The sequence below is a fragment of the Mesorhizobium sp. B2-5-7 genome, assembly GCF_006440875.1.
Classification (GTDB): domain Bacteria; phylum Pseudomonadota; class Alphaproteobacteria; order Rhizobiales; family Rhizobiaceae; genus Mesorhizobium; species Mesorhizobium australicum.
This window is the reverse complement of the sequence record NZ_VFUO01000001.1, coordinates 567,708-581,588: the sequence shown is the minus strand read 5'-3', so window position 1 is coordinate 581,588 and position 13,881 is coordinate 567,708. Positions and strand designations below refer to the sequence as shown.

14 protein-coding genes and 1 riboswitch are annotated in these 13,881 nt (G+C 63.4%); of the genes, 10 read left to right on the top strand and 4 right to left on the bottom strand.

What is annotated here, in order from left to right; all coding sequences use genetic code 11:
* Positions 1-18 precede the first annotated feature (18 nt).
* From FJ543_RS02825 to FJ543_RS02795, 7 genes are all read left to right on the top strand, one after another.
* Positions 19-1,146, top strand: a complete 1,128-nt coding sequence (locus FJ543_RS02825) for an S-(hydroxymethyl)glutathione dehydrogenase/class III alcohol dehydrogenase (protein WP_140793377.1) — start codon at positions 19-21, stop codon at positions 1,144-1,146.
* 68 nt (positions 1,147-1,214) lie between these two features.
* A complete protein-coding gene (gfa, locus tag FJ543_RS02820; protein ID WP_140873690.1) occupies positions 1,215-1,784 on the top strand; it encodes an S-(hydroxymethyl)glutathione synthase in 570 nt (189 codons plus the stop codon).
* Positions 1,785-1,848: 64 nt separating this feature from the next.
* A complete protein-coding gene (locus tag FJ543_RS02815; protein ID WP_140873688.1) occupies positions 1,849-2,316 on the top strand; it encodes a YaiI/YqxD family protein in 468 nt (155 codons plus the stop codon).
* Positions 2,317-2,346: 30 nt separating this feature from the next.
* Positions 2,347-3,024, top strand: a complete 678-nt coding sequence (locus FJ543_RS02810; protein WP_140873686.1) for a DUF1345 domain-containing protein — start codon at positions 2,347-2,349, stop codon at positions 3,022-3,024.
* Between the two features lie 97 nt (positions 3,025-3,121).
* Positions 3,122-4,003 carry a cytochrome b/b6 domain-containing protein gene (locus tag FJ543_RS02805; RefSeq protein ID WP_140873685.1) on the top strand — a complete coding sequence of 294 codons (882 nt, stop codon included), beginning with the start codon at positions 3,122-3,124 and terminating at the stop codon, positions 4,001-4,003.
* Between the two features lies 1 nt (position 4,004).
* The gene (locus FJ543_RS02800; protein ID WP_140873683.1) at positions 4,005-4,796 is read left to right on the top strand and encodes a molybdopterin-binding protein; all 792 of its coding nucleotides are present in this window, start codon (positions 4,005-4,007) and stop codon (positions 4,794-4,796) included.
* A 38-nt stretch (positions 4,797-4,834) separates the two neighbouring features.
* Positions 4,835-5,233 carry a GNAT family N-acetyltransferase gene (locus FJ543_RS02795; RefSeq protein WP_140873681.1) on the top strand — a complete coding sequence of 133 codons (399 nt, stop codon included), beginning with the start codon at positions 4,835-4,837 and terminating at the stop codon, positions 5,231-5,233.
* Here the strand turns inward: FJ543_RS02795 and FJ543_RS02790 are convergent.
* The gene (locus FJ543_RS02790; protein WP_140661167.1) at positions 5,230-6,231 is read right to left on the bottom strand and encodes a hypothetical protein; all 1,002 of its coding nucleotides are present in this window, start codon (positions 6,229-6,231) and stop codon (positions 5,230-5,232) included. The genes FJ543_RS02795 and FJ543_RS02790 overlap by 4 nt on opposite strands.
* A 174-nt stretch (positions 6,232-6,405) precedes the next feature.
* A riboswitch (glycine riboswitch) is annotated at positions 6,406-6,492 on the top strand.
* A 149-nt stretch (positions 6,493-6,641) separates the two neighbouring features.
* Between FJ543_RS02790 and gcvT the strand changes: the two genes are divergently transcribed.
* Genes gcvT through gcvP form a run of 3 tightly spaced genes read left to right on the top strand, consistent with a single transcriptional unit; the run spans position 6,642 to position 10,944 of the window.
* Positions 6,642-7,742, top strand: coding sequence for a glycine cleavage system aminomethyltransferase GcvT (gcvT, locus tag FJ543_RS02785; protein WP_140873679.1), 1,101 nt, complete (start codon positions 6,642-6,644; stop codon positions 7,740-7,742).
* A 5-nt stretch (positions 7,743-7,747) separates the two neighbouring features.
* Positions 7,748-8,116, top strand: coding sequence for a glycine cleavage system protein GcvH (gene gcvH / locus FJ543_RS02780; protein WP_140716752.1), 369 nt, complete (start codon positions 7,748-7,750; stop codon positions 8,114-8,116).
* Positions 8,117-8,133: 17 nt separating this feature from the next.
* A complete protein-coding gene (gene gcvP, locus FJ543_RS02775) occupies positions 8,134-10,944 on the top strand; it encodes an aminomethyl-transferring glycine dehydrogenase (protein WP_140716750.1) in 2,811 nt (936 codons plus the stop codon).
* Here gcvP and FJ543_RS02770 read toward each other — a convergent pair whose 3' ends face one another.
* From FJ543_RS02770 to FJ543_RS02760, 3 genes are all read right to left on the bottom strand, one after another.
* On the bottom strand, positions 10,945-12,120 hold the full coding sequence (locus FJ543_RS02770) for a GGDEF domain-containing protein (protein ID WP_140873677.1): 1,176 nt from the start codon (positions 12,118-12,120) through the stop codon (positions 10,945-10,947).
* Between the two features lie 173 nt (positions 12,121-12,293).
* Positions 12,294-12,767 carry a tetratricopeptide repeat protein gene (locus FJ543_RS02765; RefSeq protein WP_015317599.1) on the bottom strand — a complete coding sequence of 158 codons (474 nt, stop codon included), beginning with the start codon at positions 12,765-12,767 and terminating at the stop codon, positions 12,294-12,296.
* Positions 12,768-12,917: 150 nt separating this feature from the next.
* Positions 12,918-13,880, bottom strand: a complete 963-nt coding sequence (locus FJ543_RS02760; protein WP_015317598.1) for a type II secretion system F family protein — start codon at positions 13,878-13,880, stop codon at positions 12,918-12,920.
* Position 13,881 lies beyond the last annotated feature (1 nt).

Sequence of the window (13,881 nt, the reverse complement as noted above, 5' to 3'; positions counted from 1 at the left end):
CTTTGGAGGAATTGCCCGATGAAAACCCGCGCCGCTGTCGCTGTCGCCGCCGGAAAGCCGCTGGAGATCATGGAGGTCGACCTTGATGGACCGCGCGATGGCGAGGTGCTGGTCGAGATCAAGGCGACCGGCATCTGCCACACCGACGAATTCACGCTGTCGGGCGCCGATCCCGAAGGCCTGTTTCCCGCCATCCTCGGCCATGAGGGCGCCGGCATCGTCGTCGATGTCGGGAAGGGCGTCACCTCGGTCAGGAAGGGCGACCATGTCATCCCGCTCTATACGCCCGAATGCCGTCAGTGCCCGTCGTGTTTGTCGAGGAAGACCAATCTGTGCACCGCCATCCGTGCCACCCAGGGGCAAGGGTTGATGCCGGACGGCTCGTCGCGCTTCTCGATCGGCAAGGACAAGATCTTCCACTACATGGGCTGCTCGACCTTCTCCAACTTCACCGTGCTGCCGGAGATCGCGGTGGCCAAGGTCAACCCCGACGCCCCCTTCGACAAGATCTGCTACATCGGCTGCGGCGTCACCACCGGCATTGGTGCGGTCATCAACACCGCCAAGGTCGAGCAAGGCGCCACCGCCGTCGTCTTCGGCCTCGGCGGCATCGGCCTCAACGTCATCCAGGGCCTGAAGCTTGCCGGCGCCGACATGATCATCGGTGTCGACCTGAACAACGACAAGAAGGAATGGGGCGAGCGATTCGGCATGACGCATTTCGTCAATCCGAAGGAGATCGACGGCGACATCGTGCCTTATCTCGTCAACATGACCAAGCGCGGAGCCGACCAGATCGGCGGCGCCGACTACACATTCGACTGCACCGGCAACACCAAGGTCATGCGCCAGGCACTCGAGGCCTCACATCGCGGCTGGGGCAAGTCGGTCGTCATCGGCGTCGCCGGTGCTGGCCAGGAGATTTCGACCCGGCCGTTCCAACTGGTCACCGGGCGCAGCTGGATGGGCACCGCCTTCGGCGGCGCGCGCGGCCGCACCGACGTGCCGAAGATCGTCGACTGGTACATGGACGGCAAGATCCAGATCGACCCGATGATCACCCACACGCTGAAGCTCGAGGACATCAACAGGGGATTCGACCTCATGCATGAGGGCAAATCGATCCGGAGTGTCGTGGTTTACTAAAAGACAGCCACACGCCGCCGGCCATCCGGCCAGCGACCCCTGTGGTGAAACATGGGAGGAGAGAAAAAATGGCGGAGAAACTGCATCCAAAGATCGACAATGGGCTGCCCAGGGAGAGCGCCAGCTTTGCCGGCGGCACGCTGGTCTGCGCCTGCACCAGCAAGCCGGTCAAGGTGAAGGTCAAGGGCCAGATCGCCCACAACCATGCCTGCGGCTGCACCAAATGCTGGAAGCCGGACGGTGCTGTATTCTCGGTGGTCGCCGTCGCCGGCACCGGCGATGTCACCGTCACCGAGAACGGCGACAAGCTCAAGGTGGTCGACCCCTCGGCGCTGATCCAGCGTCATGCCTGCACCGGCTGCGGCGTCCACATGCACGGACCGGTCGAGCGCGACCATCCGTTCAAGGGCCTGTCCTTCATCCATCCCGAGCGCTTCGAGGAAGACGGCTGGTCGCCTCCGGGCTTCACCGCCTTCGTCTCCTCGATCATTGAATCCGGTGTCGACCCAAGCCGCATGGACGGTATTCGCACCCAGCTGAAGACAATCGGGCTGGAACCCTATGACTGCCTCAATCCGGGCCTGATGGATTATATCGCCACCTGGACGGCCAAGAAGTCCGGCGCCCTGCCGGCCTGACGACCGAGAGATTTCAGGCAGGGGCCGGATATGTTTCCGGCCCCTGCTCGTTTCCGGAGAGACAATGCCCGCACCCGCCATCTACGTCGACGCCGACGCCTGCCCGGTCAAGGCGGAGGTAGAAAAGGTCGCCGAGCGCCATGGCGTCGTCGTCACCTATGTTTCCAATGGCGGTCTGCGCCCCTCCCGCGACCCGATGATCCGCAATGTCGTGGTCTCCAAGAGTGCCGATGCCGCCGACGACTGGATCGTCGAGAACACCAAGCCCAACGACATCGTGGTGACGGCGGACATTCCGCTCGCCGCCCGCACGGTGGCGCTCGGCGCGCATGTGCTGGGACCGACCGGGCGGCCGTTCACGCTCGAGACGATCGGCATGGCGGTGGCGATGCGGGACCTCAAACAGCATTTGCGCGAAACCGGCGAGAGCAAGGGCTACAATGCCAGCTTCGCGCCGCAGGATCGTTCCCGGTTCCTGGGTGAACTTGACCGCATCTTGCGGCGCGCGCTGAAATCCGCCACACCGGGCTAGCAACAAAGCGCCATCCAGGTGGAGACCGCCATGGCCGCCGAAACCCCGATCGAGAAACCGATGCAGCGCCACATGCTGTTCGCGGTGTCGGCCTGTATCGGTGCGTTTGCGCTGCTTGTGGCGCTGCTGCTGCACGCCCCACTCGCCTATTCGATCGGCGCCAACATATTTTTTGCCGCTTACGTCCTTCTTGTCGTCAGCCAGATGCCCAAATTCACCGGCAAGTACCTGAGCAAGAATGCACGCGCCACCGATCAGCCGGTGCTGGTGATCTTCGCGGTCACGCTCGTTGTCGTCGGCGTTGCCCTTGTCTCCCTGTTCCTGCTGATCAATCGCAAGGATGGGGATCACCCGATCGAACTCGGCTTCGCACTGCTGTCGATCCCGCTCGGCTGGTTCACCATCCATGCCATGGCAGCGCTCCACTATGCCCATGTCTACTGGATGGACGGCGACGCGGTCGACGCCGGCACCGATAAGAAGATCCCCGTCGGCGGCCTGCTGTTCCCGGGCGACAAACGCCCCGAGGGCTGGGATTTCCTCTATTTCTCGACCGTCATCGGCATGACGGCGCAGACCGCCGACACCAACATCTCGACGACGCACATGCGCTGTGTCGTGCTTGTCCACTCGGTTCTGTCGTTCTTCTTCAACACGGTCATCGTCGCCGCCGCCGTCAATCTCGCCGTCAGCTTGGGCGGTCCGTAATAAATCCGTGATCGCATGAAACATCGGTTTGGATCGCGACGTATCAAGAGGACAATGAACGCTTAGGACAAGCCGCAAGGCCGGGAGACCAGACAACATGGAATCGGTTGCCAGAAGCCAATCCGAAATTGGACCGGGCGCCCCCGCGTCAAAAGAGAAAACGTTGATCTACCGGCAGTCGCGCTGGACGCGGCTGACACACTGGCTCTGGGCCATCTCGTTGTTTTTCATGCTGCTGTCCGGCCTGCAGATCTTCAATGCCCGCCCGCAGCTCTACATCGGCAAGCAATCCGGCTTCGACTACAACAACACCATTTTCGCCATAGGCGCCGAAAACACCAATGCCGGGCCGCGCGGCTACACCGAAATCTTCGGCCACCGCTTTGACACGACAGGCGTCCTCGGCTGGTCGGGCCCGGCCGGTAACGAGACGGCGCGCGGTTTCCCGTCCTGGGCGACGATCCCGTCCTACTATGACCTCGGCACCGCCCGCGTGATCCATTTCTTCTTCGCCTGGATACTGACGACGACCTTGATCGTCTGGCTCGTCGCCAGCCTGATCAACGGCCACATCCGCCGCGATCTGGCGCCTCGCCTGGATGACCTCAGACGCTTGCCCCGGGACATCGCCAACCACGCCAGGCTGAAATTCCACCACACGCGCGAATACAACACGCTGCAGAAGATGGCCTATGGCGGCGTGCTGTTCGTGCTCTTGCCACTGATGATCATCACCGGCCTTGCAATGTCGCCGAGCATGAATTCGGTGCTGCCCTTCCTCAATGAATTGACCGGTGGCCGGCAGACGGCACGCACCATCCATTTCACCGTCATGCTGCTGCTGGTCGCCTTCTTCGTCATTCACATCCTGATGATCCTCGCCGCCGGCCCGATCAACGAGCTGCGCTCGATCATTACCGGCTGGTACCGCACTGATCCTCCCGTGCATGACGACAAAACGTCCGAGAGGAGTGCCTGAGATGGCGAAATTTGAGATAAGCCGCCGAAAGTTCCTCACCGCCGCCGGCCTCGGCGCGTCCGGCATCATGCTGTCGGGCTGCGACGCCTTCGACAGCCAGCTCAGGATCGGCAGCGGCCTGCGCAGCTTCCTCGAAAACGCCAATGGCCTGACCCACAAGGCACAACGGTTGCTCGGCGGCGGCAATTCGCTGGCGCCCGAATTCACCGAGGCTGATATCCGTCAGCCAATGCGGCCGAACGGCGTGACCGCGCCGGACGACGACGCTTACAAGGCCCTGCTCGCCAACAACTTCGCCGATTGGCGACTGGAGGTGTCAGGCCTCGTGGAAAAGCCGCTGTCACTCACCCGCGAGCAGCTCATGAACATGCCGAGCCGCACCCAGATCACCCGACACGATTGCGTCGAAGGCTGGAGTTGCATCGCCAAATGGACCGGCACGCCACTGGCGCTGCTGCTCGACCAGGCGGTGGTCAAGCCACAGGCCCGCTATGTCATGTTCCATTGCCTCGACACGATCGACCGCAGCCTGTCAGGCGACATCAAATATTACGGCACGATCGACCTCATCGATGCCCGCCATCCGCAAACGATCCTTGCCTACGGCCTGAACGGCAAGCCGCTGCCGGTCGAGAACGGCGCGCCGCTGCGTGTCCGCGTCGAGCGCCAGCTCGGCTACAAAATGCCGAAATATCTCTACAAGATCGAACTGGTCGATGGCTTCGCCACTATCGGCGGCGGCCGGGGCGGCTATTGGGAAGACAACGGCTATGACTGGTATGGCGGGATTTGACGGTCCCTCGCATACGGGCCGAGCACGACTTGTCCCCCATGGAATTGAGTTCGCTCGAGGATCGTCTCAACCGCGATAACCGACGTATGATCGACCGCGACGATGACCGAGGGCTGACCTTTGTCATCCGCGATGGTGCGGGACACGCGGTCGGAGTAGCCGCCGGCTATTCCTGGGCGGGCACGTCCGAACTGACCTTGATGTGGATAGACGAGGCTCACCGAGGTCGCGGCTACGCAAGGCAGTTGCTAGACGCCTTTGTCGCGGAGGCCGCCGATCGCGGTGTCAGGAAAATCTGGGTCTCCAGCCACGACTTCCAGGCACCAGGTCTCTATGAAAAGGCTGGCTTCGAGCGTATGGCCGAATTCTCGGGATGGCCCGAAGGCCATTCCAATATCATTCTTTGCAAAACGATAGCAGCGGACGGCGGGGCTTAGGCAACCTTGTCGAGCAACGGCTTCAGCGCCGGATGAATTTCCGGCGAGGCATGCTTGATCAGGGTCAGCAGCGCACGCTCATTCTCGTACAGGGGCCGGTTCACCCCGATATGTCCGACCAGCCACTTTGCCTCACAGGCATCGATCGTCTCGGCACGGCGGGCCAGCGCCTCGGCGGCCCTGTTCTTGGCCTCCCATTCGGTCTCTATGTCGTCAGGAGAGCGGTAGGCCTCGATGACACCGGCAAGACCGCCGGAGACCATGCGGCTGAAGAAGCCGCCGATTTCCGGATCGGTATGATCGAGGAAAGTTTCCTGGCGCAGCGCCACCTCGCGGGTGGGCGCCTCATAACCGGCCGAGCACATGACGAAATTGGCGATCGCCTTGACGAACAGGTCGTTCCACGACGGATCGTTATTGGCCTGGGCGGTCCGCTCGTTGATCCTGAACAGCACCTCGGCCTCGGCCTGGGTGATGGCGATGTTGCCGTCGCCACCATGGGCATGGAGGATGCGGCGCAAAAGCTCGACTTCGGCCCCGGCGATCAGTCCGGGCACCAGCGCGCCGCCGAGCATCAGCGGTCCCTTACCGTCGACGACGGCGTGGGCGACCTGCTCCAGCGCGTAGACGCAAAGCCGGCTCGGCGAGGATTTCGCCTCTTCCAGCACATGGACCAGCAATTCGAGTTCGGTCCGGCTGTCGACCATGCCGTCGCGCGAAATCGTGCGGACCAGCCAGTCGGCATTCTCCCCCGAAATGTAGCCCAAGGGCTTTTCCTGATGAACGATGTAGTCGGTGACCGCCTCGACGAAGAACGGCGCCCATTCCGCGCATTTGTCCCGCGCCGTCTGGTTGAGCGCGAACAAGGCCTCGGCTTCGCCCCGGCTCACCACGCCGTCGGCGAACACGTCGCGGCGCAGCATCACGACGTCCTCTGAAGCAATGCGGTTCTTCGAAGTCAGCCCCGCCACCGGAGCACTCATGATCAACTCGCCCATCTGTCGTCCCCGTCCGCCCCAACGCGTCACATCGGTCAGCTTTATCAGGAGTGTCTTGAAAAACCGGCAAACGGCGTGGTTAGCGAAGACTTGTCAGAACAATGTCGCTGGGAGGTGACAAGGTGTCGTCGACGGGCTATGGATGGCGCGTCGAGGGCTCAGGGTTCTGAGTCCTACCTGTTTGCGGGAGAGAGCAGCGAGAGCTGCCGCCGAAGGGGAAATCGCCCGAAATCTCTCAGGCAAAAGAACCGTGGACGGGAAAGACACTCTGGAAAGTCGGGGCTTGCCCCCGCGCCGAAGGTGTAAGCGCCGCTGACAGAGTTCCGGCTGCGCGAGTCTCTCAGGCTTCAGACAGAGGGGCACGGACTGGTCGCCATCAGCGGCCGATTGCGTGCGACTCTGGAGGCGACATGACGGGCGACGACGACAAACACCTTCCCCTCGAAGATATTCATGCGGCTGCCGGAGCGCGCTTCGGCGCCTTTGCCGGCTGGTCGATGCCACTGACCTATCCGGCCGGCGTCATGAAAGAGCATCTTCACACCCGCGAGCATGCGGGGTTGTTCGACATCTCGCATATGAAACTGTTCGAGGTCAGTGGCCCGGAAGCGGTTGCGCTGTTGAACCGCGCCTGCCCGCTGGACGCCGGCGCGCTCGAAATCTCGCAGTCAAAGCTATCCTTTTTCCTGAACGAAGCAGGCGGCATTCTCGACGACCTGATCGTCACCCGACTCGGCGACACCAGGTTCATGGTGGTCGCCAATGCCGGCAATGCCGTCGCCGACGAAAAGCATTTGCGCGCCCTGGCGACCGATTTCGAGGTGAAGGTCGAGCCGCTCGACCGCGTCTTCCTGGCGATCCAGGGTCCCGAAGCCTGGGTTGCACTCTCCCGCGCCGGCATCGAGACCGGCTCGCTGCTGTTCATGCATGGGGTCGAGCCGCGAAAAAACTGGTTCATGAGCCGGTCCGGCTACACCGGCGAGGACGGTTTCGAGATCGGCCTGCCGGAAGCCGATGCGCGTGACCTTGTCACCAAGCTGCTGGAGGATGAACGCGTGCTTTGGATCGGCCTTGCCGCGCGCGACAGCCTGCGGCTGGAGGCCGGCCTCTGCCTGCATGGCCAGGACATCACGCCCGAGACCGACCCGGCCGCGGCGGCGCTGATGTGGGCGATCCCGAAAGAAATCCGTGCCTCCGGCACCTTCATTGGCGCCGACGCCTTGCGCGCCGCGGTGGAACGTGGTCCGGCGCAGAAGCGCGTCGGGCTGAAACCGGAGGGTCGCCAGCCGGTGCGCGCCGGTGCCGCGCTGTTCGAAGCCGACGGCAATCCTGCCGGCCATGTCACATCGGGCGGCTTCGGCCCTTCCGCCGGCCATCCGGTCGCCATGGGTTATGTCTCCACGCCGCTGGCAAAGCCCGGAACGCGGATTTTCGCCGACGTGCGCGGCACGAAGATCCCAGTCGATGTCAGTTCTCTGCCCTTCACCCCTCATCGCTACCGCAAAGGATGAATTCCATGGCAACAACCTATTTCACATCGGATCACGAGTGGCTCAGCGTCGAGGGCGGCATCGCCACCGTCGGCATCACCGATTACGCGCAGGAGCAGCTCGGCGACCTCGTCTTCGTGGAACTGCCGGAAACGGGAAAGAAGCTCGCCAAGGGCGACACCGCCGTCGTGGTCGAGTCCGTCAAGGCAGCCTCGGACGTTTATGCGCCGGTCGATGGCGAAATCACCGAAGCCAATGGCACGCTGTCGTCCGACCCCTCGCTGGTCAACTCGGCGGCAACCGGGGCCGGATGGCTGTGGAAGATGAAGCTCGTCGACGAAAGTCAGCTCGCCAGCCTCATGGATGAGGCCGCCTACAAAGCCCATATCGCCTGACATCGGGACGTATTGACATGACCGCCGCTCCCTACCCCTTCTCGGCCCGCCACATTGGACCCGGCCTTGCCGACGTCAGAGCCATGCTCGCCGTCATCGGTGTTCCCTCGGTCGAGACACTGATCAGCCAGGCCGTGCCGAGATCGATCCGCCTCGACCAGCCGCTGGACCTCCCCGCGCCGGCCAGCGAAGCCGAAGCTCTCGCCGAATTGTCGGTGATCATGGCAAGAAATACGGTGCTGAAAAGCTTTATCGGCGCCGGTTACCACGGCGTCCACGTGCCGCCGGTCATCCAGCGCAATCTGTTCGAGAATCCGGCCTGGTACACCGCCTACACGCCCTATCAGGCCGAGATCAGCCAGGGCCGGCTCGAAATGCTGTTCAACTTCCAGACGCTGGTCACCGAACTGACCGGCCTGCCGGTGGCATCGGCTTCACTGCTCGACGAGGCGACCGCCGTCGCCGAAGCGGTTGGCATTGCGCTGCGCCACCACCGCGACAAGCGCACCAAGGTGGCGCTTGCGGGCACGCCGCACCCGCAGACGCTGGACGTCGTGCGCACCCGCGCCGAGCCGCTCGGCATCGAGATCGACGGCGAGACGATCGACGACAACACCGCCGCCCTGCTCGTCTCCTGGCCTGACACCTTTGGCGTCTATGGCGACCACAAGGCGGCGATCGAAAAAGCGCGCGCCACTGGCGCCATTGTCGTCTTCATCGCCGACCCGCTTGGTCTGACGCTGACCGACGCGCCGGCGAAACTCGGCGCCGACATCGCGGTCGGCCCGATGCAGCGCTTTGGAGTGCCGATGGGCTTTGGCGGCCCGCATGCGGCCTATTGCGCGGTCTCCGACAAGCTGACGCGGCTGATGCCCGGCCGCCTGGTCGGTCAGTCGACCGACAGCAAGGGCCGTCCCGGCTACCGCCTCGCCTTGCAGACGCGCGAGCAGCATATCCGCCGCGACAAGGCGACGTCCAACATCTGCACCGCACAGGCCCTGCTTGCCAATATGGCCACCGCCTACGCCATCTGGCACGGCCCGGTCGGCCTGCAGGCGATCGCCGGGCGCATACACGCGCTGGCCAACCGCTTGGCAAGCGGCCTCGAGGCGGCGGGCGTATCGGTGCTCGGCTCCAGCCGCTTCGACACGGTGACGGTGGAGACCAACGGCAAGGCCGCCCAGATCGCGGTCGCCGCCGAAAAGACCGGCCGGCTGCTGCGTGTGCTCGATGCCGACCATGTCGGCATCAGTTTCGACGAGACCTCGACCGACACCGATCTCGACGCGATCGCGGCCTTGTTCGATGCCAAGGCTGCCGCTTCCGCCGACAGCACGTTGCCCGGCAAGCCGCGTGGCAAGGAGTTTTTGACCCAGCCGGTCTTTCACGAGAACAAGTCGGAAACCGAGATGATGCGCTTTCTGCGCCGGCTGGCCGACAAGGACCTGGCGCTCGACCGCGCCATGATCCCGCTGGGCTCCTGTACCATGAAGCTCAACGCCGCGGCGGAAATGATGCCGGTGAGTTGGCCAAGCATCGCCAATTTGCATCCCTTCGCGCCGGCAAGCCATTCGGCCGGCTACCGCGCCATGATCGGCGAACTGGAAGGCTGGCTGTCGGAGATCACCGGCTTCGACGCCGTGACCTTGCAGCCCAATGCCGGCAGCCAGGGCGAATATGCCGGGCTGCTCGCCATTCGCGCCTATCACCGTTCGCGCGGCGAGGGCCATCGTACCGTCTGCCTGATCCCGTCTTCCGCGCATGGCACCAATCCGGCGAGTGCCGCGATGGCCGGTATGAGCGTCGTCGTCGTGCGCTGCCTGGAAGACGGCAACATCGACATGGACGATATGCGCGCCAAGGCCAACGAGCATTCCAAGAATCTCGCGGCGCTGATGTTCACCTATCCCTCTACCCACGGCGTCTACGAGGAAGGCGCCCGCCACCTCTGCGCCCTCATCCATGAGCATGGCGGCCAGGTCTATTTCGATGGCGCCAACCTCAACGCGCTGGTCGGCCTTGCTCGGCCAGGCGACATCGGCGCCGACGTCTGTCACATGAACCTGCACAAGACCTTCTGCATCCCGCATGGCGGCGGTGGCCCGGGTGTCGGTCCGATCGGTGTCAGGGCGCATCTGAAGCCCTATCTGCCCGGCCATGTCAGCGAAGGCTCGGCTCATGCCGTGGCCGCCGCTCCCTTCGGCAGCGCTTCCATCCTGCCGATCACCTGGATGTACATCCGCATGATGGGCGCTTCCGGCCTGAAGCAGGCGACCGAGACAGCGATCGTTTCGGCCAACTATGTGGCGACGCGGCTCGCCCCGCATTTCCCGCTGCTTTACAAGGGCAGGAGCGATCGCGTCGCCCACGAATGCATCCTCGACACCCGCGTGCTCAAGGAGAGCGCCGGCATCAGTGTCGAGGACATCGCCAAGCGCCTGATCGATTATGGTTTCCACGCGCCGACGATGTCGTTTCCGGTCGCCGGCACGCTGATGGTGGAGCCGACCGAGTCCGAACCCAAGCGCGAGTTGGATCGCTTCTGCGAGGCCATGATCGCCATTGCCGGCGAAGCGGCGAAAGTGGCCAAAGGCGAATGGCCCTTGGCCGACAATCCGCTGGTCAACGCACCGCACACATCGGCCGAGGCGCTGGCCGGTCAATGGACCCATCCGTATTCGCGTCTGGAGGCGGCCTATCCCGCCGGCGATGCCGACACGGCGACGAAGTACTGGCCGCCGGTGTCGCGCATCGACAATGTCGCCGGCGACCGTAATCTGGTCTGCTCCTGCCCGCCGCTGTCGGATTACCTCGGCGCGGCCGAATAGCTACGCGGAACGCAAGGCCGGCTCGACCACGTCGGCCCTGCCCGTCTTTTTGCGGCCGATGACGCAATTTCGCCCCGCACGCTTGGCGGCATAGAGCGTGGCGTCGGCCCTGGCCAGCACCTCATCGAGGGTGCTGCCGTCGGCCTCGCCGAAGCCAATCCCGCCGCAGACCGTGCTGCGCAAGGGCCCGAGCGCGGTGGGCACGACTTCCGTGCCGAAAGCGACGCCGATCTTGCTGGCGAGGTCATAGGCCCGCTCTTCCGTCACGCGCGACATGACGATTGCGAACTCCTCGCCGCCCAGGCGAAAGGCGTCGACCCCGGTTCTGGCATATCTCCTGATGACGGCGGCGAAGCGGCACAGGACCTGGTCCCCGACCGGGTGTCCATAGATGTCGTTCGTCCGCTTGAAATGATCGAGATCGAACATGACGATCGCCATGAACGGGCCGAAGGTGCGCTCGCCATAAAGCGACGCCAGCCCCCGACGGTTCATCAGTCCGGTCAACGGGTCGGTCATGGTCTCGGCCTTGAGCTCGATCTGCGCCTGCAGATGGTGGAGCGAAAGCGTCAACGCGCCAAGGCCTGTCATACAGGCCACCGCCACGACCGAGTTAAGGCGTTCGGCCCAATTGTCGGGCGCGACGCCGAGCGTCCACTGGCCTTTGGCCATCAGAACCACGCCGCAAAGGGCAAACGACAGCGCACAGGTGCCGCTCAGGAACGATACCACCAGGAGAATACGGCGATCGTGACTGCCATTGATCCAGAACATGGCCCCGATCGTCGAGAGCAGCGCGGTAACCGTCGCGTAGGTGATCACGAAGCCGACCCCGTCAAGGCCCATGAAAGTCACGGCCGCGCAGACAGCCATGGCGGCAAATGTCGGCGCGATCGCACGCCTGTGCTCGCGCACGCCGAGATACTGCATGGCCGAAATGCAGATGATGAGAAAACCCAGGCTGAGTAGCGCCAGCGCGATCTGGCAAAGCAGCGGATCGGGCTCCCTGGTATAGCGCCAGAACAGGATCACATGCGCGACGAGCACGATAATGCCGCACGCCACTGTCAGCACGAAGCCCGCCCGCGGCGCCGTGAGCCAGATCGCAACCATGGTAGCGGCTAGACAGGTACCCGACAGCGCGGCTGCGAGCAGGAGCGAACTGAAATCCAGCATATCGGGCGGAGGCCTCTCGAGCGTCGGCGGTTGCGCCGCATTCTAGGTCAGCGGCAGCCCTCGGATATGATTTTCGGGCGATCTCTCGGCCCAAGCTGCGAATAGGGTTTACAAAGCGTCGATGCCACCTGTGCCAAAATCGCCCCCCTGGACGGCGCGACCATCAACCGGCATCAGCCCTTGTTCAGCAAGGCGAGGTTGGCGTCGACAACGGTGGGATCGGTCATGCCGGCCTTCGCCTCGAGCAGCAGCGCCCGGGCCTTCTTCTTGTTGCCGCGCAACAGTTGCGAATAACCCATATTGTTGACGATCTGCGGCTTGCGGCCGGCAACCTTCAGGAGCTGGCCGTAGGCGCGGTCGGCGAAGTCGAAGCGGCCAAGTTCGTCATAGGAAGCCGCGAGCCCCATCCAGGCCTCGGCATTGTCGGCCTTCAGCTCGACGGCCTTGCGGAAATGCGCTTCGGCAAGACCATAATTGGCATCGCGAAACTGTGCCTTGCCTTCCGCCAGGTCGGATGTGGCGACATCCTTCCCTTCAGGCTGGATCGCAGTGGTCTTGGTCGTGTCGACGTTATTGTTCGTCGTACACCCGCTGATCATTAGGACGGCTGCCATCATGGCCATCGCCGCAAATTTTATCTGACGCATGCCCTGCCCCGTCGCCCGATTTGCCGGGTCGTTCTTCGGGAAAGAGACTACAGAAGAGCGATTAAGCTTCGGTGCCGAAATGCAGCTAACTTTCAGTTTCCGGAATACCGATCATTAACCACCGGCGCGCCATCTCACTCCAATGTAGAGCTAATGGGCCGTCATTTTGACGATGATGGGAATGACCGCGATCATCAGCACCACCGGCAGGATGCAGACCACGACCGGCACGGACATCTTGGCCGGCAAGGCATGGGCCTTCTCCTCGGCCAGCGACATGCGCTTGTGGCGCATTTCGTCTGAAAACACCCTGAGCGCGCCCGACAGGCTGGTGCCGAGTTCCTTCGACTGCTGCAGGAGCGTGGCGAAGGAGCGTACCTCGTCCAGGCTGAGACGATCGGCGAGCGCCTTCAGCGCGTCGTCCAGGCTGCGCCCCGCCCGAAGTTCCAAGCACACGAGCTGCAGGTTCTGGCTGAGCGACGGATAGCTCTTGGCGAGTTCTTTCGAAACGCGCTCGACGCCGGCTTCCATACTCATGCCGGCGTCCGAACAGACGATCATCAGGTCCATGAAATCGGGGAAGCCGTTGCGGTATTCGCGCATCTTCTCGCGCACCTTCTGGGTCAGCACGAGACCCGGCAAAAAATAGCCGGCGGCCCCCGACAGGATGATGAAGGTCCACCGGCTGGTCATGGTCGCGTCGGGACTGGCCATCCACCGGTTGAGCACGAAGACCGCGAACGTCGTGCCGATCATTGCCGTGAACCGGATGAGGAAGAACATGCCGACGGCGCGCGGCTCCATGTAGCCCGCCTGGATGAGCTTCAGGCGCAGGCGAGCGACATTTTCCGGGTCGCTCTTGGCATAGAATTCCTGCGCCCTCTTCACCGCTTGCTCGCGCACGACGCCGCTATTCTTCTTCTGCACAGGTTCGGGTCTGGCGGCCACCGGACCCTGGTCGACCTTGAGCCGGCGCTTGACGTCGTTGCGGTCGCCCTTCGCCACCACCATCGGCCAGGCGACAGCGGCCGCTCCCGCGGCAAGCAGGAGGACGGCCACCGGCATCAGCGAGGTCGGCGCGAGGGAAGCGAGGAATTCAATGACGCTTTGCATG

Coding starts and splice junctions, on each gene's coding strand:
- FJ543_RS02825 (WP_140793377.1), top strand. CDS start 19: ATGAAAACCCGCGCCGCTGTCGCTGTCGCCGCCGGAAAGCCGCTGGAG.
- gfa (WP_140873690.1), top strand. CDS start 1,215: ATGGCGGAGAAACTGCATCCAAAGATCGACAATGGGCTGCCCAGGGAG.
- FJ543_RS02815 (WP_140873688.1), top strand. CDS start 1,849: ATGCCCGCACCCGCCATCTACGTCGACGCCGACGCCTGCCCGGTCAAG.
- FJ543_RS02810 (WP_140873686.1), top strand. CDS start 2,347: ATGGCCGCCGAAACCCCGATCGAGAAACCGATGCAGCGCCACATGCTG.
- FJ543_RS02805 (WP_140873685.1), top strand. CDS start 3,122: ATGGAATCGGTTGCCAGAAGCCAATCCGAAATTGGACCGGGCGCCCCC.
- FJ543_RS02800 (WP_140873683.1), top strand. CDS start 4,005: ATGGCGAAATTTGAGATAAGCCGCCGAAAGTTCCTCACCGCCGCCGGC.
- FJ543_RS02795 (WP_140873681.1), top strand. CDS start 4,835: ATGGAATTGAGTTCGCTCGAGGATCGTCTCAACCGCGATAACCGACGT.
- FJ543_RS02790 (WP_140661167.1), bottom strand. CDS start 6,231: ATGGGCGAGTTGATCATGAGTGCTCCGGTGGCGGGGCTGACTTCGAAG.
- gcvT (WP_140873679.1), top strand. CDS start 6,642: ATGACGGGCGACGACGACAAACACCTTCCCCTCGAAGATATTCATGCG.
- gcvH (WP_140716752.1), top strand. CDS start 7,748: ATGGCAACAACCTATTTCACATCGGATCACGAGTGGCTCAGCGTCGAG.
- gcvP (WP_140716750.1), top strand. CDS start 8,134: ATGACCGCCGCTCCCTACCCCTTCTCGGCCCGCCACATTGGACCCGGC.
- FJ543_RS02770 (WP_140873677.1), bottom strand. CDS start 12,120: ATGCTGGATTTCAGTTCGCTCCTGCTCGCAGCCGCGCTGTCGGGTACC.
- FJ543_RS02765 (WP_015317599.1), bottom strand. CDS start 12,767: ATGCGTCAGATAAAATTTGCGGCGATGGCCATGATGGCAGCCGTCCTA.
- FJ543_RS02760 (WP_015317598.1), bottom strand. CDS start 13,880: ATGCAAAGCGTCATTGAATTCCTCGCTTCCCTCGCGCCGACCTCGCTG.